23 protein-coding genes are annotated in these 23786 nt (G+C 61.6%); 16 read left to right on the forward strand and 7 right to left on the reverse strand.

Translation table 11 applies throughout. The annotated features are described in order from the left end of the window. Positions 1-34: 34 nt before the first annotated feature. Positions 35-2350: a 5-methyltetrahydropteroyltriglutamate--homocysteine S-methyltransferase gene (gene metE / locus P3T20_RS06790; protein WP_429286488.1), complete on the reverse strand. Its 2316-nt coding sequence runs from the start codon at positions 2348-2350 to the stop codon at positions 35-37. Positions 2351-2481: 131 nt separating this feature from the next. On the opposite strand from metE, the gene P3T20_RS06795 reads away from it, so the two are divergent. Next, positions 2482-3405 (forward strand): LysR family transcriptional regulator, encoded by a 924-nt coding sequence (locus P3T20_RS06795; RefSeq protein WP_429286489.1) that lies wholly within the window; start codon positions 2482-2484, stop codon positions 3403-3405. 108 nt (positions 3406-3513) lie between these two features. Next, positions 3514-4434 carry a hypothetical protein gene (locus tag P3T20_RS06800; protein WP_429286490.1) on the forward strand — a complete coding sequence of 307 codons (921 nt, stop codon included), beginning with the start codon at positions 3514-3516 and terminating at the stop codon, positions 4432-4434. 72 nt (positions 4435-4506) lie between these two features. Here the strand turns inward: P3T20_RS06800 and P3T20_RS06805 are convergent, their stop codons facing one another. Further along, positions 4507-4935 (reverse strand): TOBE domain-containing protein, encoded by a 429-nt coding sequence (locus tag P3T20_RS06805; RefSeq protein WP_429286491.1) that lies wholly within the window; start codon positions 4933-4935, stop codon positions 4507-4509. 1219 nt (positions 4936-6154) lie between these two features. Between P3T20_RS06805 and P3T20_RS06810 the strand changes: the two genes are divergently transcribed. From P3T20_RS06810 to P3T20_RS06865, 12 genes are all read left to right on the forward strand, one after another. Next, entirely contained in the window at positions 6155-6352 is a 198-nt protein-coding gene (locus P3T20_RS06810) for a Flp family type IVb pilin (protein WP_074265728.1), read from the forward strand. 161 nt (positions 6353-6513) lie between these two features. Next, positions 6514-7029 (forward strand): A24 family peptidase, encoded by a 516-nt coding sequence (locus P3T20_RS06815; protein ID WP_074265729.1) that lies wholly within the window; start codon positions 6514-6516, stop codon positions 7027-7029. A 61-nt stretch (positions 7030-7090) separates the two neighbouring features. After that, positions 7091-7927, forward strand: a complete 837-nt coding sequence (gene cpaB / locus P3T20_RS06820) for a Flp pilus assembly protein CpaB (RefSeq protein WP_429286492.1) — start codon at positions 7091-7093, stop codon at positions 7925-7927. Between the two features lie 147 nt (positions 7928-8074). Continuing rightward, complete coding sequence (locus P3T20_RS06825; RefSeq protein WP_429286493.1) at positions 8075-9910, forward strand: type II and III secretion system protein family protein; 1836 nt, start codon at positions 8075-8077, stop codon at positions 9908-9910. A 46-nt stretch (positions 9911-9956) separates the two neighbouring features. Beyond that, positions 9957-10262: a hypothetical protein gene (locus tag P3T20_RS06830; RefSeq protein WP_074265732.1), complete on the forward strand. Its 306-nt coding sequence runs from the start codon at positions 9957-9959 to the stop codon at positions 10260-10262. A gap of 56 nt (positions 10263-10318) precedes the next feature. Continuing rightward, a complete protein-coding gene (locus P3T20_RS06835; protein WP_429286494.1) occupies positions 10319-11512 on the forward strand; it encodes an AAA family ATPase in 1194 nt (397 codons plus the stop codon). Positions 11513-11550: 38 nt separating this feature from the next. Then, on the forward strand, positions 11551-12978 hold the full coding sequence (locus tag P3T20_RS06840; RefSeq protein ID WP_083611477.1) for a CpaF family protein: 1428 nt from the start codon (positions 11551-11553) through the stop codon (positions 12976-12978). A gap of 30 nt (positions 12979-13008) precedes the next feature. Beyond that, complete coding sequence (locus P3T20_RS06845; protein ID WP_074265734.1) at positions 13009-13986, forward strand: type II secretion system F family protein; 978 nt, start codon at positions 13009-13011, stop codon at positions 13984-13986. 36 nt (positions 13987-14022) lie between these two features. After that, the gene (locus P3T20_RS06850) at positions 14023-15006 is read left to right on the forward strand and encodes a type II secretion system F family protein (RefSeq protein ID WP_074265735.1); all 984 of its coding nucleotides are present in this window, start codon (positions 14023-14025) and stop codon (positions 15004-15006) included. 109 nt (positions 15007-15115) lie between these two features. Continuing rightward, a complete protein-coding gene (locus P3T20_RS06855; RefSeq protein ID WP_074265736.1) occupies positions 15116-15580 on the forward strand; it encodes a TadE/TadG family type IV pilus assembly protein in 465 nt (154 codons plus the stop codon). After that, the gene (locus tag P3T20_RS06860) at positions 15580-16236 is read left to right on the forward strand and encodes a TadE/TadG family type IV pilus assembly protein (RefSeq protein ID WP_429286495.1); all 657 of its coding nucleotides are present in this window, start codon (positions 15580-15582) and stop codon (positions 16234-16236) included. The genes P3T20_RS06855 and P3T20_RS06860 overlap by 1 nt, the downstream gene beginning before the upstream one ends. Before the next feature lie 15 nt (positions 16237-16251). After that, complete coding sequence (locus P3T20_RS06865; protein WP_429286496.1) at positions 16252-17628, forward strand: VWA domain-containing protein; 1377 nt, start codon at positions 16252-16254, stop codon at positions 17626-17628. Between the two features lie 41 nt (positions 17629-17669). On the opposite strand, the gene P3T20_RS06870 is transcribed toward P3T20_RS06865, so the two are convergent. From P3T20_RS06870 to P3T20_RS06885, 4 genes are all read right to left on the reverse strand, one after another. Further along, positions 17670-18005 carry a YbjQ family protein gene (locus tag P3T20_RS06870; protein ID WP_429286497.1) on the reverse strand — a complete coding sequence of 112 codons (336 nt, stop codon included), beginning with the start codon at positions 18003-18005 and terminating at the stop codon, positions 17670-17672. Beyond that, on the reverse strand, positions 18002-19351 hold the full coding sequence (locus tag P3T20_RS06875) for a hypothetical protein (protein WP_429286498.1): 1350 nt from the start codon (positions 19349-19351) through the stop codon (positions 18002-18004). Before P3T20_RS06875 ends, P3T20_RS06870 begins: the two co-directional genes overlap by 4 nt. Before the next feature lie 109 nt (positions 19352-19460). After that, positions 19461-20369, reverse strand: a complete 909-nt coding sequence (locus P3T20_RS06880; RefSeq protein ID WP_074265740.1) for a glycosyltransferase family 9 protein — start codon at positions 20367-20369, stop codon at positions 19461-19463. A 190-nt stretch (positions 20370-20559) separates the two neighbouring features. After that, complete coding sequence (locus P3T20_RS06885; protein ID WP_429286499.1) at positions 20560-20886, reverse strand: hypothetical protein; 327 nt, start codon at positions 20884-20886, stop codon at positions 20560-20562. Between the two features lie 529 nt (positions 20887-21415). Between P3T20_RS06885 and P3T20_RS06890 the strand changes: the two genes are divergently transcribed. After that, positions 21416-21613 (forward strand): DUF3311 domain-containing protein, encoded by a 198-nt coding sequence (locus P3T20_RS06890; RefSeq protein WP_074265741.1) that lies wholly within the window; start codon positions 21416-21418, stop codon positions 21611-21613. Beyond that, entirely contained in the window at positions 21610-23091 is a 1482-nt protein-coding gene (gene mctP / locus P3T20_RS06895; RefSeq protein WP_429286500.1) for a monocarboxylate uptake permease MctP, read from the forward strand. The genes P3T20_RS06890 and mctP overlap by 4 nt, the downstream gene beginning before the upstream one ends. Positions 23092-23198: 107 nt before the next feature. On the opposite strand, the gene P3T20_RS06900 is transcribed toward mctP, so the two are convergent. After that, positions 23199-23717 carry an SRPBCC family protein gene (locus tag P3T20_RS06900; protein WP_429286501.1) on the reverse strand — a complete coding sequence of 173 codons (519 nt, stop codon included), beginning with the start codon at positions 23715-23717 and terminating at the stop codon, positions 23199-23201. Between the last annotated feature and the right edge of the window lie 69 nt (positions 23718-23786).

Raw genomic sequence — 23786 nt, forward strand, 5'->3', positions numbered from 1 at the left:
CATCACGCGTGCTGCAAGCCTGCAGTGGGCGCCGTCAGGCTGCTGCTTCGCTGGCGCTTTCCCGCTTCTCCCCCTTCGCCGTTTCTTCGAGCTTCTTCCGCATGGATCGCGCGGCCGCGATCATGTTTCTAAGGGCCGCCTCCGTTTCCGGCCAGCCACGCGTCTTCAGACCGCAGTCCGGATTCACCCACAAACGCCCGGCAGGAATCACCTCGCAGGCGCGCTCGAGCAAGCGCTCCATCGTGTCCACGTTCGGCACACGCGGCGAATGCGTGTCATAGACTCCTGGCCCAATTCCATTCGGATAGGCAAATTCGCCGAAGCCGTCGAGCAGTTCCATCGACGAACGCGAGGTTTCAATGGTGATGACGTCCGCGTCCAGCGCCGCAATCGACGGCAGGATGTCGTTGAACTCCGAATAGCACATATGCGTGTGAATCTGCGTGGCATCCGAGACCCCGCTCGAGGCGATCCTGAACGCCTGCGTCGCCCATTCCAGATAGGCGGTCCAATCCGCCTTGCGTAGCGGCAGGCCTTCGCGGAACGCCGGTTCGTCGATCTGAATGATGCGAATGCCAGCCTGTTCCAGGTCGTTCACTTCGTCGCGAATCACCAATGCCAGTTGCAAGGCAGTTGTCGAGCGCGGCTGGTCGTCGCGCACGAAAGACCATTCGAGCATCGTCACCGGTCCTGTGAGCACGCCCTTCACCAGACGGTCCGTCAGGGACTGTGCGTGGCAGGCGGTATCCACCATCATCGGTTCGGGGCGAAATACGTCGCCAAAGATGATGGGCGGCTTCACGCACTGCGAACCATAGTTCTGCACCCAGCCGTTTTCGGTGATCGCATAGCCCCACAGTTTCTCAGCGAAGAACTCGACCAGGTCGTTACGTTCTACCTCACCGTGCACCAGCACATCGAGTCCGAGCTCCTCCTGCTTGCGCATCACCGTGGCCGTTTCGGCGCGCATGCGTTCGAGGTAGTCGAGCGCGCGCAATTCGCCGCGCTTATAAGCCGCGCGGGCCTGGCGGATCGCGGGCGTCTGCGGAAACGAACCAATCGTTGTGGTGGGCAGGAGCGGCAGCTTCAGGGCGTGCCGCTGCACGCGGCTGCGGGCTTCGAACGGGCTCTTGCGGCTCGCCATCGCCTCTGTCACGGCCGCGATCTTTCTTTGCACCAGCACGTTCGTGACCGCCTTCGACGCGCGCCACGCAGCGAGAGCCTTGTCCGCGGCGGCAAGCGAAGGCTCGGCCGCGGCCTCATCACGTAACGCCAGCGCAAGCGTGCCGATTTCCGCGAGCTTTTCCGTCGCAAAGGCTAACCATGTCTTCACCTCGGGATCGAGCCGCTTCTCCACTGCGAGCGAAACGGGGACGTGCTGCAGCGAACACGACGGCGCAATCCAGAGCGTGTCGCCGCGTTCGTCATGCAACTGCTGCAACGATCCGACGATTTCGCGCAAAGCAGCGCGCCAGACATTGCGTCCGTCGATCACACCGACCGACAGCACCTTGTCCTTCGGCAGCACCGTGCGCCACGTGTCGAGTTGCTGCGGAGCCCTGACCAGATCGATATGCACGCCGTGGACCGGCAGCTTCGCGACGAGCGCGGCGTGATCCGCGGCGGTGTCGAAATAGGTGGCCAGCAATACCTTCACGCCTGCGGCGCCCAGCACGTCATACACGGCTGAAAACGCTTCGAGCCACTCGGCGTCGAGGTCGAGACACAGCGCGGGTTCGTCGATCTGTACCCACTCGACACCACGCCGCTTCAACTCATCAAGAATGCGTGAGTAGCGGATCACGAGCTTCGGCAGCAGCGACAAGCGGTCGAATCCCGGCGTCTGGCTCTTGGACAGCCACAGATACGTGATCGGCCCAATCAACACCGGTTTGACCGGCAGATCGAGCGCAAGCGCTTCATCGATCTCTTCGAAGAACCAGTTCACGCCACCGTTAAAGGTCGTCTGTGGTCCCAGTTCTGGCACGAGGTAGTGGTAGTTGGTGTCGAACCACTTGGTCATTTCCATGGCCGGCTGCGCCTTGTTACCGCGCGCCAGTTCGTAGTACTGAGCCAACGACAACGCCGCCGGCTCGAATTCGAAGCGCTCGGGCAGCGCGCCCAACAGTGCGGTCAGATTCAGCATGGGGTCGTAGTACGCGAAATCGCCGACCGTCACGAAGTCCAGCTTTGCCGCGCGTTGCTGCTCCCAGTGACGCGCGCGTAATTCCCGCGCGACGCCGCGCAGGTACGCGTCGTCAGACTCCCCGCGCCAGAACGACTCCTGGGCGAACTTGAGTTCGCGATGCGCGCCGATGCGCGGAAAACCATGTATGTGGGTGCGAGCCATTGCCGATCCTTGACTGAATGGCGCACAGTTTGAGAGGCACGCTATGATTCATCAAGCGACATCTTTTCATTATCGTATGAGCCACATTCATATCAAAGACACCTCGGCTTACGGCCACCGCGGGCGGCAGCATGCTTGAACTGCGCCATCTTCGCTCCCTGATCGCGATTGCCGATTCGGGCAAGCTCGTCACCGCCGCCGAGCGCGTCAATCTCAGTCAGTCCGCGCTATCCCACCAGATCCGCGACATGGAAGCCCACTACGAGGTATCGCTATTCGAGCGGACCCGGCAAGGTCTACGCTTTACGGTGGCAGGCGAACGGCTGCTGGCTCTCGCCCGCGAAACGGTGGCGGGAGTAGCGGCCGCTGAACGGGATCTGGTTCGCCTGAAGGAAGAAGTGCGCGGCGAGCTTCGCATCGTGCTGGAGTGCCACACGTGCTTCGACTGGCTGATGCCGGTGATGGATGAGTTCCGGCGCCGCTGGCCGGAGGTCGAGGTTGACCTTGTGGCGGGATTTCACGCAGATCCGATGCGGCTCCTGAGCGAGGGCAAAGCCGATGTGGTGATCGGATCAAAACCGGCCACCCGGCGCAATCTGGACATCGCACCGCTGTTCAGGTTTGAAATCCAGGTAGTGCTTGCCAATGAACACCGTCTGCGCAGCAAGCGGCGTCTGACCGCCGAAGATTTACGTGGCGAAACCCTCATCACTTACCCGGTTCCCGAAGCGCGCATCGACCTGATCCGCGAGGTGCTGGAGCCGGCCGGCATCCGGCTCGAGCGCCGCACCGCCGAGTTGACCATCGCGATCATGCAACTGGTGGCGAGCCGCCGGGGTATCGCAGCGCTGCCGAACTGGGGCTTGAAGAATTACGTCGACCACGACTATGTGCTGGCGAAACGCGTCGGCACGAGCGGGCTATGGAGCGAGCTTTACGCCATCGCGCCGAAAGGGACAGCGGGCCGTCCTTACTTCGAAGATTTCGTGTCGATAGTGCGCGACACCTGCGCGGCACAGCTCGACAGTATCGAACTGCTGACGAGTGTCGAGTGATCGTGCACCAGTCGGCGGTCGCTGGTACCTTAGCTTGAACCCGGCGCCCTTGTGTAACGCGAGTTGTGCGTCTCCCGTCTAATCAGGCTGAAGCCCTCTGGAGAAAACATGCTTGCATCGCCTGTCAGGCTGCGCAAAGCCGCAGCGGTCATCGCAACGTTTAGCTTTGTCGCAGCGCTGGCCGGTTGCAGTACCCCTCGAACCGTTGTCCAGGCGCAGAAAACCGCCGTCGATGCGTTGCCAAACGGGATTGCCGTGCGGCCAGCCGATGGCGCGCTCTTTATCACCGATGATCGCACCAGCAGCGTGTTGTCCTCGCACGGAGGGGCATTCACGCCATATGCAGAGATTCCGGTTGGAGTGGCCCAGGGTAAAAGCCTCAGCCAGATCACCTTCGCGCAGTCGGGCGCCCTGCTCGCCGAACGGTTCGGGTTTGGTACCGCGAGCGCGATATTCGAAGTCAGCGGCAATGGCACAACCGTGGCGCTAAGCGGACCCAACCCGGCCCGGCGCAGGTTGGGACTGGTTGAGCTTGCGCCTGGCCAGCTCCTGTCTACCTGGTTCATCAAGACCGGCAGCAACCCGCCGCAAGGTGCCCTGAGTCTGGTGACCTATGACGAGGCGACCCACGCCGCAACCGAACGCGATCTACTCACAAGGCTCGGCAAACCGGTTGGGATTGCCGTATCAGGGGGGAACGTGTTTGTCTCCGATCAGGCCAACGGCAATATCGTGAAGGCGAATCTGGGTGCGCTTCTGAGCTCTCCGGCGCCGGTGGCGCCTACCGTGTTTGCACGCGTAGATAGCCCCGATCTGATGACCGTGGATAGCGAGGGTCAGCTCTATACGAAATGCAACAAGAACAGCCTCTGCGCGATCGCCCCGGACGGCACGGTCAGCGTGATCGCCAACGACTTCCAGGATGCCCGAGGCGTCGCGATCGATGCCGCGCATCATGTCCTGTATGCGGTCGATCGCGGACCTTCGTCCGGCGGGACCAGTTATGTGCGCAGCTTTCCTATCAAGTGACGACGATGGGATGAAGCAAGCGGGCGAAGGGTATGCGACTGCGGGCAAACCCTCGCCTCACGCAACACCTCGTTATTGATCGACACCCACGATCACACTCGACGCCTTGAAAATGGCGGTCGCGGATTTGCCGGTTGCGAGACCCAGGCGGTCGACGCTTTCATTGGTGATGATGGCCGCGATCTGCGCGCCATTGGGCGCCGCAATTTCGATTTCGGCATTGACCGCGCCCTTGGTCACGGTGGACACCGTCCCCGAGATGCAATTGCGCGCCGACACCTGGCTACTCTTCACGTCCACCATTACGATGATCGACGAAGCCTTCACTAGCGCGAACGCCGGTTTGCCTTCGGCAAGGCCGAGCGATGTCGCACTGCCACGCGTGATGACCGCGACGATTTCGAGGCCGTCCTTCGTGCGCAGCGTGACCTCATCGTTCACGGCGCCGTGCTTGAGCTCCACCACCTCGCCTTCAAACTGATTCCGGGCACTGGTTCGCATTGTCGATCTCCTGATGTTGCGTGTTCGTGCAGCGATATGAACACGCGTTGCTTTGTATAAGGTCAGAGAACGAGTGTAGCGAGAAGTTTCGCCGCGTGCGAGCGTTAACCTCGTCGCGGCGGAGTGGAGTGCAAAACGATTTTTTTGCGTCGTTATGTAGGCGAGTTTATAGCGTTGGGGATGACGGGATAATTGCCAGCTGCGACGACATTCGCAATGCGCCTCGAAGGAGGCTTCAAATCACCCCTTGATGGCCTGGTTGCGGCCGCAACAGTAGGTACTGCGCGATGAATCAAACGTCGATTCTTGAGACACTCAAACCTCGCTTCGTTGCAACTTTGAGAAGCCAGACGATCGACGCTTTTCACTTTGCGTCAGATACAGCAATTTTGACCTCGACCCAATATCCACGGGCACTTCTGACCGATTCCCCTGGAAATTAATTGTCTTGCCTACCCAAGGCAAACCTTTGCGCGACCGGCGATTTCCGCCACCGGTCTGTTACACAACCCGTTGCCCGTCTCGCGATTGAGACATTTCCGTCTCTGTGGGCTAGCGCACCTTTTCCCGGAACGGCGGCCTGTACCACGTCTTGCGAACTGGCCGCAGAGCCAGTCGGCATGCCGTTCTTAGCCATTTTGCACGGCTCGCACCCTGCTCGAAACCCTATGTGCGCATGCGCACAGAACTGACCGCATCCCGCGAACTTCGCGTTTTGATCGCAGAAACATTCTGAAACAACTTTTACTAACGTCGTTTTAAACATTCTGGCCGTTTTTGGCTAACCGGCGCCTGGCCCAATAGCGACAAGGCTTTGGCACTCCCTGGCACGATCGTCGCTATATGTCCTGCACCAAGCAGCAATGCAGCAACGCAGTAGATTCAGGTGTCGCTTGACTGCTGTCGGGGGAAACAGTCAAGCGGCAACAACGGACTTCAGGACGCGGTATGCCGATAGATGGCGAGGCGAAACCTGGAGTCCACGCTGGGGACCAGTTCATGGGCCCACCAGCACCTGGAACGAGGCAGGGACGGTCTGGATGGTTCAGCCGGCGGTATCTGCGAAGCACTCCTCAATAATGCTTCGCAGGCGCTACCAGCAGATACCAGCCTCATCCGCACTTTGCCCGCGCCGCGTAAGCGGCAAATGTTTGTGTGCCCGGCCCGCAGCGGGTGCTTTCTTCTCTTAGAAATTTTTTAAACACAACGAGGACTGACCATGAACACGATCATCAACGCAGTGAAGAACTTTGTCCGTGAAGAAGAAGGTGTTGCTGCAATCGAATACGGCCTGCTGGCTGGCCTGATCGCAGTGATGATCATCGCTGGCGCAACGACCGCTGGTAAACAGCTCAACACGCTGTTCACCAACATCGGCGCGCAGCTGACGACCGCCGCGAAGAACGTGAACGGCTGAGCGCGTAGATTCTCCGGGCGGTCCAGTCGACGCAACGGCACGCGTTGCCGGCGTCGACGACCACCCACCCGGAGCATCGCATGTGGCGTAGCCAGCCGCCCAACCGGGCGCTGGCCACGCGGACCGCAAGAATCTGAAATATAAATAAAACAGGTTTCGTCATGGACACTTTCGCGTTTCCAACCGGGCTGTGTGTCTTCGCTCTGGTGATCGCAGCCGCCGGTTTCGACCTGCATTCGCGGCGCATCCCCAACAAGCTGGTCCTGCTCGGGTTGATCGTGGCGGTGCCGGTGCAGTGGATCGCACATGGCGGGACAGCGGGACTCTGGCTTGGGCTGCAAGGACTCGCCGCTGGTATCGCGGTAATGCTGCCGTTCTACATGCTGCGCGCCTTTGGCGCGGGCGACGCGAAGCTGATGGGCGCAATCGGCGCCTTCGTCGGACCTTCGAACGTGTTGCTGGTTGCGCTGGCAACCTTCCTGGTGGGTGGCGTCTGGGCACTCCTCCTGGTCGTGCAACGGCGACAGTTGAGCCAGGCGGGCAACAGCCTGTTCCTGATGTGTACCAATTTCGCGCACCATAAGACACAAGCCGCGCAGGAAACCTCGCTCGGACGACTGCCCTACGGCGTCGCCATTGCGCTGGGCACGACGGCAACAATGTTACTGCTGCACTAACTCACCGGATTTCGGGGGAGCAGGCGCGAGCCTGTCGAGTCAATCCGCAAAGGAGTACGACATGAAAAATATGAGAGCACTGGCGATGCTGACCGTCGCGACCGTCGCCGCACTGGCGGCCGTGCTGTTCGCGTCGCGCTGGATGCAAACCCAGACGGCCCCGTCGACCAAGGTGGTCGTCGCCCTCAACGACATCAGCCTCGGACAACGTCTGACGCCCGAATATCTCAAACTGGTCGACTGGCCCGCCGACAGCATTCCGGCAGGCGCCTTCACCGACCCGCAGAAGCTCGATGGCCGCGTACTGAAAGCCAGCGCGCAACGCGGCGAACCGCTGCTCGATTCCAAGCTCGCGCCGGTCGGCACGCTGGGCGGACTCTCGGCGGTGATCGGCGAAGGCAAACGGGCAATTACCGTTCGCGTGAACGACGTGATCGGCGTGGCCGGTTTCGCGCTGCCTGGCAACTACGTGGACATCATCGTCAATACGCAGAAGGACAGCACGGCCGCAGCGAACGATACGCAGGACCGCAACATCTCGAAGATCGTTCTGGAAAAGATTCTCGTGCTGGCCGTCGCGCAGGAAGTCGGACGCGACGACACCAAGCCGCGCGTCGTCAACGCCGTGACGCTCGAAGTCTCACCGGACCAGGCGGAGAAGATCGACCTGGCACGCAGCGTCGGCACCCTTTCGCTGGTGCTGCGCAATCAGGTAGACACCGCTGACGACACGACCGGTGGAGCCACCAAGGTTTCGCTGCTGAAGGAACCCATCGCGGTGGCTGCACCGAAGCCCGAAGTGAAGACCGTGCGCATCGTCCAGCGAGTGGCAGCGCATGTGTCCGGCAACTGTATCCGGGTGATCACGGGCACGCAGAACGGCCAGGAATGCTTTTGATTGAACCGCGCAGCCGGACCGGGCAGCGCGAGCAGAACGCACTAAACGCAGTACAAAAAAGAAATCAGCATAGGTGACCAATCGGGCTGACCAATCAAGCTAAAGACTGGCTGATGGGCGCTCACGGCTTCATTCGGGGGAATGCAAATGAACCACCACAACGATGGCGCAAAGCGCTGCAGCAAGCAGAACCAGCGGCACCGCGCGACCACGCGCCACCTTGGACGGATCACGCTGGTCGCACTGGCCTGCCTGACCCTGTGCAGCGCGCAGGTCGAGGCGCAATCGGCAGGCTCGGATACCGCCAGGCCGCTCACGCTCGCCGCGAACGGCGTCAACGTGACGATCGGCGTGAGCCACCCCGCCCCAGCCGCAGAAGCCGGTCAACCCAAAGGCCTGAACTGCACGGGCGAAGTGCGCGACCACAGCACCGTCAACGTGCCCGTCGGCAAGTCGACGATGGTCAACCTGCCCGAATCCGTCCGTACCCGTACCGTCGGCAATCCGAACATCGTCCAGGCCATGCTGGTCTCGCCGCAGACGCTGTACGTGCTCGGCACGGACATCGGTGCGACCAACATGATCGTGCAGGGCCGCAGCGGCTCCTGCAGCGTGATCGACGTGGTGGTCGGCGTCGACCCGAGTGGTTTGCAAGCCACCCTCGCCTCCCTGATGCCGGAAGAGCACGACGTGCGCGTCAGCGCCGCGGCCGACAGCCTCGTACTGAGCGGCACCGTATCCGACGGCATGAAGGCGCAGCGCGTCGTCGAAATTGCTAACGCCTTCCTGCAGCGCGAGACCCAGGCGGTCGTGCAGGCCGCGCCGGCGAACGGCGCATCCGGTGCCGCCGCTCCGGCCGGCAGTGGCTCGAGCGCGGGCGGTCAGCGCGATCTGGCATACAAGAACCTGCGCATCATCAATATGTTGTCGGTGGCTGCACCGCAGCAGGTGATGCTGGAGGTGAAGGTCGCGGAAGTGTCGAAGACGCTGATAGATGAATTCGGTGCGCAAGCCAACCTCAACGGCAGCATCGGCAGCTGGTCGTTCGGTCTCCTTGCCAACTTCCTGAGCGGCGGCGCGGGCCAGGCTGCAGCGATCAAGTCCAACAAGCTGCCATTCGGCCTCGCGCTCGACGCACAAAAGAGCGACCAGCTCGTCAAGATCCTCGCCGAACCGAACCTGATGGCGATCAGCGGTCAGCAGGCCAGCTTCCTCGCCGGCGGCAAGATCTTCATCCCCGTCGCCCAGACCGCCAACGGTACGACGACGATCACGCTCCAGGAAGAAGACTACGGCGTGGGCCTGACCTTCATGCCCACCGTACTCGATGGCGGCCGCATCAACCTGATGGTGGCGCCTGAAGTGTCCGAACTGTCGCCGACCGGTGCCACGGTTACCTCGTCGAGCGGCAACACGACCTCCGTGCTGCCCCTCATCACGACGCGCCGCGCCTCCACTACCCTGCAGGTGATGGACGGCCAGAGCTTCGCGATTGGCGGGCTGATCAAGAACAACGTCACGGGCACCATCAACGCACTGCCGGGCGCCGGTGAAGTCCCAGTGCTGGGTGCACTGTTCCGTAGCACGAACTTCCAGCAGGACCGCACGGAGCTGGTGTTCGTCGTGACGCCACACCTTGTCAAGCCGCTGCCGGCCAACTACACACTGCCTACCGACCGCTTCGGCGACGTCAGCGAAGCTGGTGTGATCCTGACCGGCAACATGGAAGGCAAGGTGCACGCAGCGGCACCGGCTGCGGGCGCACCGCAAGCCGCGCTGCCGGCGGCAGGAACGGGCACAGGCACGGCAGCGGGCTCGAACGCAACGGCAATCGCTCCGGCACCCTCCGGCGCTCCGGCCACCCCCGCTGCGCCGGCGGTCACGACCCCGATTGCGGTCACGGCTCCCGTCGCCTCGGCACTGCCCGAACCCGTACCCGATCACGGCGTGATGATGCCGGTCGCCAGCGCGAAAGCGCCCTGAGTCTTCCAACAGCGCTCACGAACTTCACCTTGAACTGGGGCCCAACATGAACAAGCTCAAAGAATTGATCCGCACCGCGTTCTGTGCAGGTATCACCCTGACTCTGGCCGGCTGCCTGACGTCGACGCCGCAGTGGGACGCGCACTTCGGTGAGACCGTCCAGCAGATTACGACCGCGCAAGTGCTCAACCCGAACGCCGCCAACAACACCGATCCGGTCAGCGGCATCGACGGCAACGCGGCCACGTTGAACATGTTCCGCTACGACAAGTCGTTCACGCAGCCGTTAGGTATCACCTCGCCTTATGGCGTCGGACTCGGCTCGACCAGCCTTACCCCCAGCCAGCCGTAATCACCCCCGCGGGAGCAGCACCTCGGGCCGCGAACCCCGTGAAGTGGAGCAAAGAAATGATCAACATCCTGTTAGTTTCATCGGACCCTGGGCGTACCCAGCAGATCGCCGCAGTGATCGCCGCGAGCGGTATCGGACATCAGCTCAAGACGCTGGCGACCGGCCTGCAGCAGATCTGCGCCGACAAGGACACCCTGCACGCCACCGGTCTGTTGATCTTCGACGGCTATCACCTCACGCAGGACGATCTGTCCGCGTTCGAAAAGCTTTCGAGCCGTCATCGCGAACTGGCCTGCACGCTGGTCACGCCGTCGCCTTCGCACGATGTGCTGATCCAGGCGATGCGCGCCGGCGTGCGTAACGTTGCGCCGTGGCCGATCGATCAGGACAGCTTCGTGGCCGACCTCCAGCGCGTGGCGGCACGCCGCGCGGAGACCGATCATCGCCAGGGTCAGGTGCTTTCGTTCGTGTCATGCAAGGGTGGCAGCGGCACCACGTTTCTCGCCGTCAACCTCGGCTATGCCCTCGCGACGCTGCGCGACAAGCGTGTGCTGTTCCTGGATCTGAACCAGCAGTTCGCCGATGCCGCGCATCTGGTCTGCGACAAGAATCCGCCCGCCACCATCGCCGATGTCTGCGCGCAGATCGATCGTCTGGATGCCTCGTTCTTCGATGCCTGCCTGACGCATGCGTATCCGAACTTCGATGTGCTGGCCGGCGCGGGCGATCCCGTCAAGGCTGGCGACGTCAAGCTCCCGCACCTCGAACGGATCGTCGCGCTGATTCGCCATCAGTACGACTTCGTGATCTTCGACGTGGGTCAGAGCGTCAACCCGGTCTCGATCTTCGCACTCGATCACAGCGACCTGATTTTTCCAGTGGTGCAGTCGAGCGTGCCGCATCTGCGCGCCGGACAACGCCTCCTGCATCTGTTCCAGTCGCTAGGTTATCCGGCCGATCGCGTACGCGTGCTCATCAACCGGCACGACAAGCGCGGCCATATCGCCCTCAAAGCCGTCGAAGACGTACTGGGCGTGAAGGCGTCGAAGCTGCTGCCGAACGATTCGAGCGCGGTGATCGATTCCGTCAATCAGGGCATGCCGGTGCTCAAGCAGCACAAGAACAGCGCGATCTCGAAAAGCCTTGCCGAACTGGCCGACAGCCTCGCACCGGCACCCAAGGCAGCGAGCGGTGCCGTGCTGACGCGGCTGTTCCGCTCGAAGGCGCGCATCCAGCACAGCCCGGCCTGACGCCGGGACTATCCAGAGACAAGAACCGGAGCATCGCCATGTCATTACGCGAACACCTCTTCAGACAAGCTGCCGAAGCGCAGATCGAGCCGACGTTGGCTCTCGTGGACGTGAACGCGCTCGCGGAGCCGCCTGTGGTGCGCAGCGCACCGTCCGCCGCTGAAACGGCTCCGACCGGCGGCATGGCACGCCGTGCGTATCAGCAGCTCAAGATGGAGATCCACGAGGCGATCATTGAGCGCGTGGAACTCGAGAAGCTGCAGCATCTTTCGCCGGAACAGGTAGGACGCGAGCTGGCGCAACTGGTGGGCAAGCTGATCGAAGAAGGCAACATCCTGATGAACGACGTCGAACGGCGTGCGCTCGTGCAGGACGTGAAGGACGAGATGCTCGGACTCGGGCCGCTCGAACCGTTGCTGAAAGACCCCACCATCTCGGACATTCTCGTCAACACTGCACATCACGTGTACGTGGAACGGCGCGGCAAGCTCGAGGTCACCGACGTCCAGTTCTACGACAACGCGCACCTGATGAAAGTGATCGAAAAGATCGTCTCGCGGGTGGGCCGGCGTATCGACGAATCGACGCCGATGGTCGATGCCCGTCTCGCCGACGGCTCGCGCATCAACGCCATCATCCCGCCTTCGGCGATCGACGGGCCGCTGCTCTCCATCCGCCGTTTCGCGGCCAATCCGCTGAAGGTGCAGGACCTGATCAATTATCAGAGCTTCACCACGCCGATGGTGCAGCTGCTCGAAGCGCTCATCAAGGCGAAGATCAACGTACTGATTTCGGGCGGCACCGGCAGCGGCAAGACGACGATGCTGAACCTGCTGTCAGGTTTCATTCCGACCGACGAGCGGATCGTCACCATCGAAGACGCCGCCGAATTGCAGTTGCGCCAGGATCACGTGCTGCGCCTCGAAACGCGCCCGCCGAACATCGAAGGCAAGGGTGAAATCAGCCAGCGCTCGCTGGTGAAGAACGCCCTGCGGATGCGCCCGGACCGCATTATCCTCGGCGAAGTGCGCGGCGCCGAAGCGCTCGACATGCTGCATGCTATGAACACCGGCCACGAAGGCTCGATGGCGACCATCCACGCCAACACACCGCGCGACGCTGTCACCCGCCTCGAAAACATGGTCAGCATGGCGGGCCTCGCGCTGCCGCCGAAGGCCATGCGTCAGCAGATCGCTTCGGCGATCACGGTGATCGTGCAGGCTTCGCGCCTGACCGACGGCCGCCGCAAGCTGATGAGCATTCAGGAGATCACCGGCATGGAAGGCGACACGATCAACATGCAGGAGATCTTCACCTTCAAGCGCACCGGACTCGACAGCGAAGGCCGCATCAAGGGCTACTTTTGCGCGACCGGTGTACGACCACAGTTCAGCGAGCGCCTGCAGGCGTTCGGCGTGAACGTGCCCGACCATATCTACGATCCGCAAAAGCGCTATGAAGTCTGAGCCGCATATCAGGACATCCGGGAGCGCATCATGAACAGGTTATTTCTGGGCTTTGCAGTGTTGCTGTTTATCGCCGTAGTGCTGCTGATCGAAGCGGGCTATCTCTGGTGGAACAGCAACCACGGCCCGGTCGTCAAGCGGCTGGACCAGCGCATTCGCGCGATGTCGGCAGGCGGCCAGATCAGTTCAGGTTCGATGTCGATCCTGAAGGCGCGCATGCTGAGCGATTCGCCAGCCTTGACGCAACTGCTCCTGAAACTTCCGCGCGTCCATTCGATCGACCGTCTGCTGATGCAGTCGGGCCGCGACTGGTCGGTGGCACGGTTTCTCGCCTACACCCTCGCGCTGCCGGTGGTGGCGCTGCTCGCTGCGGCCCTCTTCGGCCTGCCAGCCATGATCACGTTGCCGCTGGTGGCCGTGTTCGCGCTGCTGCCGCTCGGCCTTGTTTCCCGCAGCCGCAGCAAGCGCATCGCCCAGCTCGAAACGCAACTGCCCGAAGCAGCGGATCTGATCAGCCGCTCGCTGCGCGCCGGTCACTCGTTTCCGAGTTCGCTCGGCATGGTGGCCGAGGAGTTGCCCAATCCGCTCGGCGGCGAATTTCGCATCACCTTCGACGAAATCAGCTACGGGGTCGCCATGAACGATGCCCTGAAGAACATGGTGACGCGCGTGCCGGTGATGGACCTGCGCTACTTCGTGATCGCGGTGCTGATCCAGCGCGAGGCAGGCGGCAATCTCTCGGAGATTCTCGACAACATCAGCCAGATCATCCGCGAGCGCATGAAGCTGCTCAGCAAGGTGAAGGTGCTGTCGGCCGAAGGGCGCCTGTCGGCATGGATTCTCGGTGTGCTGCCGTTTGCGCTCGCCGGCGTGATCATGCTGATCAACCCGGAGTTTTTCATGGGACTGATCCAGGATTCGATCGGCGTGAAGATGATCTGTACGTCGCTCGTCAGCATGCTGCTGGGCATTGTCTGGATGCGCAAGATCGTCCGGATTCACGTCTAGCCACGCGGCAATGAACCGCACGTTTGCGAGGAAATCATGAACACAATGCAGCTCATGTTGTTGGGCGCGACCTTCGTCATCGTCTTCGGCGCAGCGCTGGGCGCGATGATTATCACGCGTCCCAATGTCCTGCAGCGGCGTCTGGACGCGATCGGCGCCGGGGCCGCCGGACTCGGCGAACGGTCCACAGTCGCTGCCGGCGCGTCAGGCGATGAGCGCCCGCAATGGAAGGAGACGATTGCCAAGGCCTCGGCGCACGTGGCGAAGCTCTCTCTGCCGACCGAAGGCTGGGACAAGTCGGTGCTGCGCACGCGCTTCATGAACGCCGGCTGGCGCAGCGCCTCGGCGCCGGCTGTCTATTTCGCCGCCAAGACGGTTCTGGCGCTCAGCCTGCCGCTAATCGCCCTGCTGATGCTGAGCAGCCTGCCCGGCGGCATCTCGAACAGCCTGCTCATGGTCGCCGCCCTGCTGATGCTGCTGGCGACACTCGGCTACTACCTGCCAAACGTCGTGCTGAGCCGGCAGATCGACCGGCGTCAGCAGGACATCTTCGAGAACCTGCCCGATGCGCTCGACCTGATGACGGTCTGCGTCGAAGCTGGTCTTGGCGTCGATGCGGCCATGCTGCGCGTTGCCGATGAGATCCACGTCAAGAGCCAGGTGATGAGTGACGAATTCTCGCTCGTGCTGCTGGAACTGCGCGCCGGTTCGAGCCGCGAGAAGGCGCTGCGCAATCTCGCCATGCGCACCGGCGTAGCCGATGTGGAAACACTGGTGGGAATGCTGGTGCAGGCCGAGCGATTCGGCACCAGCGTCGGCGCTGCGCTGCGCGTGCACACCGACATGCTGCGCACCAAGCGCCGCCACCTTGCTGAAGAGCGCGCCGCGAAAGTCGCGCTAAAGCTGCTGTTTCCGCTGATGTTCTTCATCTTCCCGGCGCTCCTGATCGTGCTGCTCGGACCGGCCGTGATCCAGATCTACCGCGTGATGTTGCCGACTGTAAGCGGAATCGGCGGATGACATAAAGCCGGAACGCAGTCAGCGCCAAGAAAATCAGCACCATAAAAAAGCCGGACCAAAACTGGATGTTGCAGCGGGGGAATACAAGATGGGACCGACAAGAAGACGAATGACCCGACGCTCCCGCAAGGGACAGGCCGGCTCGACCGTGGTGGAATTCGCAATCATCGCGCCTTTACTACTGTTCGTGATCTGCATGATCATCGACCTAGGTCTGATGTTCTGGGTCAACCTGACCATGCAATACGCCGTGCACGAAGGCGCGCGCTATGCCGTCACTGGTCAGGACAATCTCGATCCCAACACCGCCAACCAGCAACGCTATCTGGCTGTGATTCAGGACATCGAAAGTTCGTCGATGGGGCTGTACTCGCTGGTCAATCCGACCATCTCGGTCACCGTCAACGGCACGCCTGCCACCTACGGCGCGAACATGTTCGGTGGTCCGGGCGATCTCGTCGTGCTGCAACTGAACTGCAACTGGTCGCTGCTGACGCCGCTGATTGCGCCGTTTTTCAGCAAGGGCGTGTACTCGTTCAGCGTCGCGGCCACCATGCGCAACGAGGGGTTCTGATGAAACCGAGCCGCCCAATCCGTCGCTTCAAACGCCTGACCAGCCGGCGCGCGATGTCCGGCATTGCGTCCGTCGAATTTGCCGTCCTGTTGCCGATGCTTCTGCTGCTGGCGGTGCCTACGTACGATCTGGCGCGCAACATTCAGGCAAACATGATCCTCGTGAATCTCAGCCGCGAAGGCGCCAACCTGGCCTTGCGGGCCTCGCTGACGTTTCCGATGGAAACCATCATGAACGATCTGGCTGCCACCACGCCGCCGCTGGACATGGTCGATCATGGCATGATCTACATTACCGAGGTGATGGGCGACAACGAGAACTGCAACGCGCAGGGCACCAACTGCACGGTCCGCAAGATCGTGCTGGCGCAGTACGAATGGCAACCCAATGGCCAGCAGAGCACCTACGCGCCGACCAGCGCCGTGTGGAACTGCAGTTCGGGTAACTGGGGCAGCGACGGCAGTTGCAGCGGGATCGGCACGGGGCTCGCCGCGCCCACTGCGAACGCGCTGACGGGCCAGTTGATGGCCGGCCAGATCGTCTATGTGGTGGAGAGTTTTTACCAGATGCAATACGTGTTCGGCTCGGCCAACTTTGGCTTCGGGGTGTCGACCTCGGTACTCAATCCCAATCTGTACTCGATGAATGTGTTTTGACCGGCCTGCGGGGGCATGATGAAAACAACCGGCTACTCTGGACGCAGATCCAGCAGTCGTAACAGCAAATATAAACAGCGCGGCGCGGTAAGTATCATCGTCGCCGCTTCCATCGTACTGCTGATTGGTATCCTGGGCCTCGCCGTCGATGCCGGCATGGGCTACATGGTCAAGGCCAAGCTCGACGCCGCGACCGATGCTGCGGCCATCGCCGCGGGCGAAGCTGTCACGACCGGCAGCAATCAGGCCACGCAAGCGGCCAATGCGATCGCAGCCGCCAACACGTTCTTTGCGGCCAACTACCCGGCGGGCTACCTCGGCACAACGGCGTCGATGAATTCGCCGTCGGTGGTCTTCAACCAGGGCACGATTACGATCGACACATCAGCGCAGGCGAGCTACCCCGTCAGCTTCATGCACCTGTTCGGCTTCAATCTGCTGAATGTTGCAAGCTCATCCCAGACCGTGAGAAAGGATCTGGACCTCGTGCTGATCATCGACACCACGGGCTCGATGGCGACCGACTCGGCCGTGCCGCCCGCAGTCCGTTCCGCGGCGATCACCTTCCTGCAGCAATTCGACCCGCTTACCGACCGCGTTTCGCTGATTCACTTTGCCTACGGCACGGTGGTCGACCAGCCATTTAACGGTAACGCGCGCGGCTTCGACATGGCGGCGATGACCAAGAGCATCAACGCGTTCAATTTCGCAGGCAGCACCAATTCGGAAGAGGCCTACTGGAACGCGCTCAACCAGTTGAACACCGTGATCACCCAGCCGTCGAGCCTGCGGGTCATCGTGTTCTTCTCGGACGGCGCACCCAACAGCTTCGCGTCGATCTTTCCGACCAGCAACAAGGCCTGCAACTCGATTGCGGGGACCGTGATCAGCGGCGATACGCCGAGCACGCCGGCCGCGCTTTACGCTGACAACGTACAGAGCCAGCAACTCTCCTCGCCCTGCTACAACAACAACGCGTCGAAGGTCATCACGCAGATGCCCACATGGTTCAACGCGCATAACACGCCCTGGCTCGACAACCAGACCATTCCAGTAATCACCAATACGCCGCGCGTCGTGACCAGTACGGTGAACTACACGAACGTGAACAATGCAGCACGCAATATTGCCGAAGGAATGGCCAATGTCGCCCGCAACGAAGGTACCTACGTCTACGCGATTGGCCGCGGCTCGGAGCTTCTGCAACCCGAAGGTGCGAATAACGAAATCGGCCAGAATGTGTTGAAGTGCATGGCCAACACGACCGACTCTCTGTCGCGTTGTTACAACCCGAAGCAGCCGGTAGGCGTGTACTGCAGCGCGCTGACGCCGTCGGATATGACGCCATGCTTCTCCAAGCTCGCTTCGGAGATACTACGGATTGCGAAATAGGTGAAAGCCGTACAACCGCAGGCAAGGCCCGCTGCGCCTGATTAGCCGGCCGGCCTTGCGTACACGGCGGTTCCGTAGCAGAGAACTTCCGTCACGCCGGAGGCGATCTCGGTCGCGTCGTAGCGCATCCCGACGATGCCGTTGCCGCCGAATTGCGCGGCCTCCGCGACCATCCGCTCATAGGCGTCCTGCCGCGCGCGTTCGCACAGGGCGGTATAGAGCGAGATATTGCCGCCGAAGATTGTCTGCAGCGAGGCGCCGATCGAACCCACCACGGAACGCGAACGGACAATGATGCCGCGCGCGATACCCAGTGACTGTTCAACCCGGTAACCGGGAATCTCAAATGCGGTCGACACCATGTGACGTTCTATCATTGCGCTCTTTTTGACGAGTGACGGGCGGATGTGGGCGGCGAGGCGCCCACATGACGCCTCGCACCACGGCGAGCGCGGCGAAACATTTTCGGCGCCCGCAGCTTTCGCACATATCTTATCAGCCGCCACAACGGGGCATTCTGCACGCGCGTGAGCTCGCTTTTAACTTCCGCCAACGCGGCCCGGGTCGAGGCCAATTCGCCCAGCAGCACGTCGTCGATGCCAGCGCCGTCGATCAGCGCCACATCCACCACGCGGGTTGCGTGACCTGCCCCCACCTGCGGCTGCGGCCAGTTCGCGGCCGCACCGAATGCCATCGTCTGGGTGGCCTGCGCCAGCTTGCTGGTCCAGAACGTCAGCGTATCTGCCTCGGCGCCGCCGCTGGCGGCGAGCGCTCTCGCGACCTGTAGCGCTTCGAGGTGAACCTGCAAACCTTCGACCGCATCGAAGCCGTTGCCGCGTTCGCTCGCCTCCTCCCTGCGCGCGCTTCGCAGCGATGGATGAATGCCCGTGAGCTCGCCGATCCAACGTTCCGCTCCCTCCAGATACGCGGGGGAATGTGCCGCCAGATCGCAATCGAAAATCGCATTGGCGTACTTCGCCGTGTCTCTTAGCGTCAACAGCCAGTGCGCGAGAAAGGCGCGGTAAGCCTGCAGCGGCGTAATCGCCGCCACATGGTCCTTAAATAGCGTGAGGTACGACTCCATCGTCTGCGCAACCGCACCGTCTGGCTGCGGAGGCAACTCGACACCCAGCGCGCTCATGGTCTGCTGTACGACCGGCACATCCCGGTTCAACGCCAGCACGGCAAACGGCACGGCCACAAAGTGCGGATTGCGGTACGCGGCAAACAGGTGCCAGCATGACTGCCATTGCGAAATCGGATTCTTCTCGACCACGATGTGCACGGCGTCCGGAAACGTGGTGCGGAACCATTCCAGCCGGCCGAGCGAGCGGCAAAACTTCAGCACCGGCACGCGGCCCTGCTCGTGCGCTGCGAGCATCAATCCGCGCACGTATGCTTCGATGCGCCCGGCGCGCTCCGGGACCTGGCGGTCGAAGCGATCGACCGAAAAAGCCGCCTCGTAACCGGGGATACCTTTCACGCCCGGTTCCAACAGGTGCGCATACTCCGCGAAATAAGGGGCTTCAAGTGCGGGGTGTCCGGAACGCCAGCTATCGGCGGTACTGGTCGCCAGCTTCTCCTGATCGATGGTCGCCAGCATCTCGTGCAGCGGTTCGTAGTAGGCCGTGACGTTGTCGAGCTTACGAAAACACGACCACAGCCACGTTCCGGCCGTTCGGTAACCGGTGTGGAGAAAAACAGCCTGGCATTTTGAAGTCATCAAATCGGAGAGATGCAGATCGGGAGAGGTATGCCGCGCGGCACGTCGAGCGCCGCCAATGGGGCGCATCCAGACGCGGTCCCTGGCAAATTGAAAAACGTGGGGGGATTCATGCGAAGCTTAAGCTGGCGCGCAGTTGCTCGAATGCGCGAGAGACCTGCCTGACCGACAACATGTATTTCCAGTACCGCTCTTTCAGGAATCCGGTTGGCAGGTAGGTGCTGCCTATCAGTACCTGCCCTGTCCCCCAGTCCGGCCGCCAGGTCCGCGCAATGCCGCGGCGCATGAACAGCGACAAGGTAGGAATGTGCAGGCTGGAGGCCAGATGGCCGATGCCCGAGTCGTTGCCGATGAACCAGCCGGACTCGTAGACCCAGGTGGCGACGTTATCGAGCGAACCCAGATCGGGCAGTTTGAGGCCGAGGCGTTCGATATGGAGCCAGTCCGCGCGCTCCTGGGGCGCTACGACGAATTCAGGGCTGAAGCCCAGTTCGCGCAGCCGGATCGCGAGTCTGATGAAGCGCGACGGTAGCCAGCATTTGTCGGCGGTGCTGGCGGTGGGGTGAATCGCCACGCGCAGCGGGTATTTCCGGTGTTGCAGTCCCGGCGGCGGCGTCATGCCGTTGCTCTTGTCGGCGCCCGCGAGACCAAACTCGTCGACGCAAAACTTCGCCAGCCGGTCGGCCATGGATTCGGAGGACCGCACCCGGCAGATGTGATCGAGGAAACTAACCCGCGGGTGATACTGCTCGAGGCCCACGAACGGCTTGTTCCGGTGCATCTGGATCACCCGGTCGAACCCGGAAAGCTTTGCTGTCAGGTCCGCGACCGAGAGGTCATCGAGAGTTTCGACTTCGGGAAACCACGCGCCCAGCGACTGGATCTGCCGGCCGAAAATGGTCACGGCAATGCCGTTTTGCTGAAGATTTCGCGCGATCGTCATCATCAGCAAGGAGTCGCCGATTGCTGGCGAAAGAACCAACGCTACGCGAGAGATTGGCTGAACGGTAGGCCACATAGCTCAATCCGGATGACGCGCCCACTGATGGGGAGAACGCTTGCCAGTCCAGAACAGCAGTAATTTCCGCTTTCCGAACCAGCAGGAGTCTAGAACCGGAGCATATTATTCGCGTTACAGGTTTCATTACGGACGTTTACGGAAAGCTTGACGGAAGCCTACGCCGGCGGCGAGTCACTTGTACCGGTAGTCAGACCTCACCGGCTCCGAGCAGATCACCATGGGTCACGACTGTGGCGATCCAGCTGTGCAGTTCGTGCCGTTCCATCCCGAGGAGTTGTTCGGGCAAGCCGGGGGCATCGGCGACGGCCAGCACGTTGTGCAGCGCAAGAAACGCCTTTGTTTGCGAATACATGACGTGGGCCAGACGCTTGCGGGCCTCAGGATGCGCCACGCCGGCCGCATGCGTATCGATGATCGCGTGCGCCAGCTTTTCGCTGACGTACCCAAGCGGCACGCCTTGCCGGGTTTCGCAAGCGGTGAACGCCGGGCCGTTGGACGACAGGTTCAAACTCACATCCAATCCTTGAATGATTTCAAGCACGTCGAATTCGCTTTATATGTATGCCTAATTACATGCGCCGTCGATCCAGGCCGCAGTACGAGGACTGTTTGGCGCAGCACCCTACGCATTGCTAACAGGATTGCGCGACAGCGCGATATGCAGGGCCGGTAAGCACGGATCGTAAACGGAATGGCCCGCGCGATCTGTGGATCGTTCGTCTATATTTGTGTCGTTTTGTCATAGGCGCTTCATGTTCGCCTGGACCGGTTCGGCGCCGGATTGCCCGGTGTCGGGTGTCCTTTTACGTGCCGGCCTGCAACGCTTTCGATGCGGGTCGCATCGCCGGCTATTTTGCCTGTAGAGGCGCGGCGCCGATACACTCCGGCACCCTTAGGCACGGCGTGGCGGTCCTGCCCAGAGCATCCCGCCACATTTTCTAAGATAATGCGCGCTACCGTCACCGACACGGATGCCGTACAAGTCCTGCGCTGACGCGAAACCACCGATACCCGTTTCCACTACATACAATCTTGGGGATCTCTTGAAAACTACTGCTCCGGCCGGCCGCTCCTGGCTATGGCTCATCCTGCTGATACCGTATATCGCGCTGCTCTGGCTGCCGTTCTATAACGACACGCATCCGTCGTTCGCCGGCTTCCCGTTCTTCTACTGGTATCAGTTCCTGTGGGTGCCGCTCACCTCCCTGCTGATCTACGTTGTCTACAGGGGGCTCAAATGAGCGATGCGATTCCAGTCAATCCGGTCGCCATGGCCGTTTTCATTTTCTTCTTCCTGCTGGTCACCGTCGTGGGCTTTTTCGCGGCGCGCTGGAAGCGCGGCGACCTCACGCAGTTGCATGAGTGGGGGCTTGGAGGACGGCAGTTCGGCGTGATCATTTCGTGGTTCCTGGTGGGTGGCGATTTCTACACCGCCTACACGGTGATCGCCGTGCCGGCACTCGTGTATTCGGTGGGTGCGTATGGCTTCTTTGCATTGCCCTACACCATCATCGTCTATCCGTTCGTGTTTGCCGTGATGCCGAAGCTCTGGCAGATCGCCCATGCGAAGAATCACATCACCGCAGCCGATTACGTGCAGGGCGAGTACGGTGGCAAGTGGTTCCCGGGTGCGGTGGCGCTGACGGGCATTGTTGCGACCATGCCGTATATCGCACTGCAGCTGGTGGGCATGCAGGTGGTGATCAAGGGTCTGGGCGTCACCGGCGAAATGCCGCTGATCGTCGCCTTCGTGATCCTTGCGCTCTACACCTACACCAGCGGCCTGAGGGCGCCGGCGATGATCGCGTTCGTCAAGGACATCATGATCTATATCGTCGTGATCGCGGCCGTGTGGCTGATTCCGGCGAAACTCGGCGGCTACGCGCACGTGTTCGATGCGGCGGATACGTATTTCAAGGCCAAGGGCGGTGCGACCGGCATCATCCTCAAGCCGACGCAGTTCACCGCGTATGCCTCGCTCGCGCTGGGCTCGGCACTGGCGGCGTTCATGTATCCGCATACGATGACGGCGGTGTTGTCGTCGTCTTCCGCCGCGACGGTGCGCAAGAATGCGATTTTCCTGCCCGCCTATACGCTGCTGCTTGGTCTGATCGCGCTGCTCGGCTATATGGCGATCGCGGCCGGCGTGCATGTGAAGTCGGCTTCAGACGTTGTGCCGACATTGTTCGGCACGCTGTTCCCGTCATGGTTCGTCGGCTTTGCGGCCGCGGCGATTGCGATCAGCGCGCTGGTGCCGGCGGCGATCATGTCGATTGGTGCGGCGAACCTGTTCACGCGCAACCTGTGGCGTCCGATCGTGTCGCCGGACATGTCGTCCAGCGCGGAAGCCTCAACTGCGAAGATCGTCTCGTTAGCGGTGAAGTTCGGTGCGCTGCTGTTTATCGTGTTCCTGCCCACCCAGTACGCGATCGATCTGCAGCTGCTCGGCGGCGTATGGATCCTGCAGATTTTCCCGGCCATCGTGTTTTCGCTGTACACGCGCCGCCTGAATACGCCGGGTCTGTTCCTCGGCTGGCTGGTGGGAATCGTGCTGGGTAGCGGGATGGCAATTTCGCAGGGCCTGAAGCCGGTGTTTGCGCTGCATCTCGGTGATGCAACCTATCCGCTGTATATCGGCCTGATCGCGCTGGCAGCGAATATCGTCGTGACGTTTGTGGTGTCGTTGGTGACGCCCAAGCGGGCGAGCGTCAGCGCTTAACGACCTTGTTTGACTGGATCAGCCCGGATGTTCGAGGCTGGTCCGGTTTTCGAGCGGTCGACTTCTTCGAGTTGCCGACTTTTTTGGGCGGGCCACTTTCGCGTGGCCTACTTCGCATTCAACGCTTCCACACGCGTTTTCAAGGCGGCATTCATCGCCTTCATACTCTCAGCCGTATCCTTCAAGGCATCGTCACTCAGCTTTCCTACGAGAATCCCCGTGAACTGTTCGCTCTGAATAAAGTGCGTACGGTTGCCCGACGCTTCGAGTTGAAACCGGTGCTCGCCATCGAAGAGACCCGGAACCCACAGCGCTCCTTTCCAGCGCAATTCGTGCCCGGGACGAACCGTCAGCACGGTCGGGCGGAACACCATCGCATCCTGACCCGATCCTTCGGCAAACTCGATCACCTTGCCTTCAACCAGCTCACCATCGAGCCGCGAGATCTCCGGATTCCAGCGCGGATAATCGGCCGTCGCGGTAAGTACCTTCCAGACCGTCTGCGGCGGACCGTCGATCGAGATGTCCGTCTCTATCGAGCCGTCGTGGTGCAGGAAGAGAAGCGCAAGCACGCCCGCACAGACGATGCCGAGTACAGCGAGCGCAAAACGCCTGGCTAGTCTCAAGATCGATTCCTCAACGACACGCGAGTCGCAACAACGCACACGGGGACCAGACGCCGAACCGCCGACGCC

It is taken from the genome of Paraburkholderia sp. GAS206C (assembly GCF_050435645.1).
In the GTDB taxonomy this organism is placed as follows: domain Bacteria; phylum Pseudomonadota; class Gammaproteobacteria; order Burkholderiales; family Burkholderiaceae; genus Paraburkholderia; species Paraburkholderia phenazinium_B.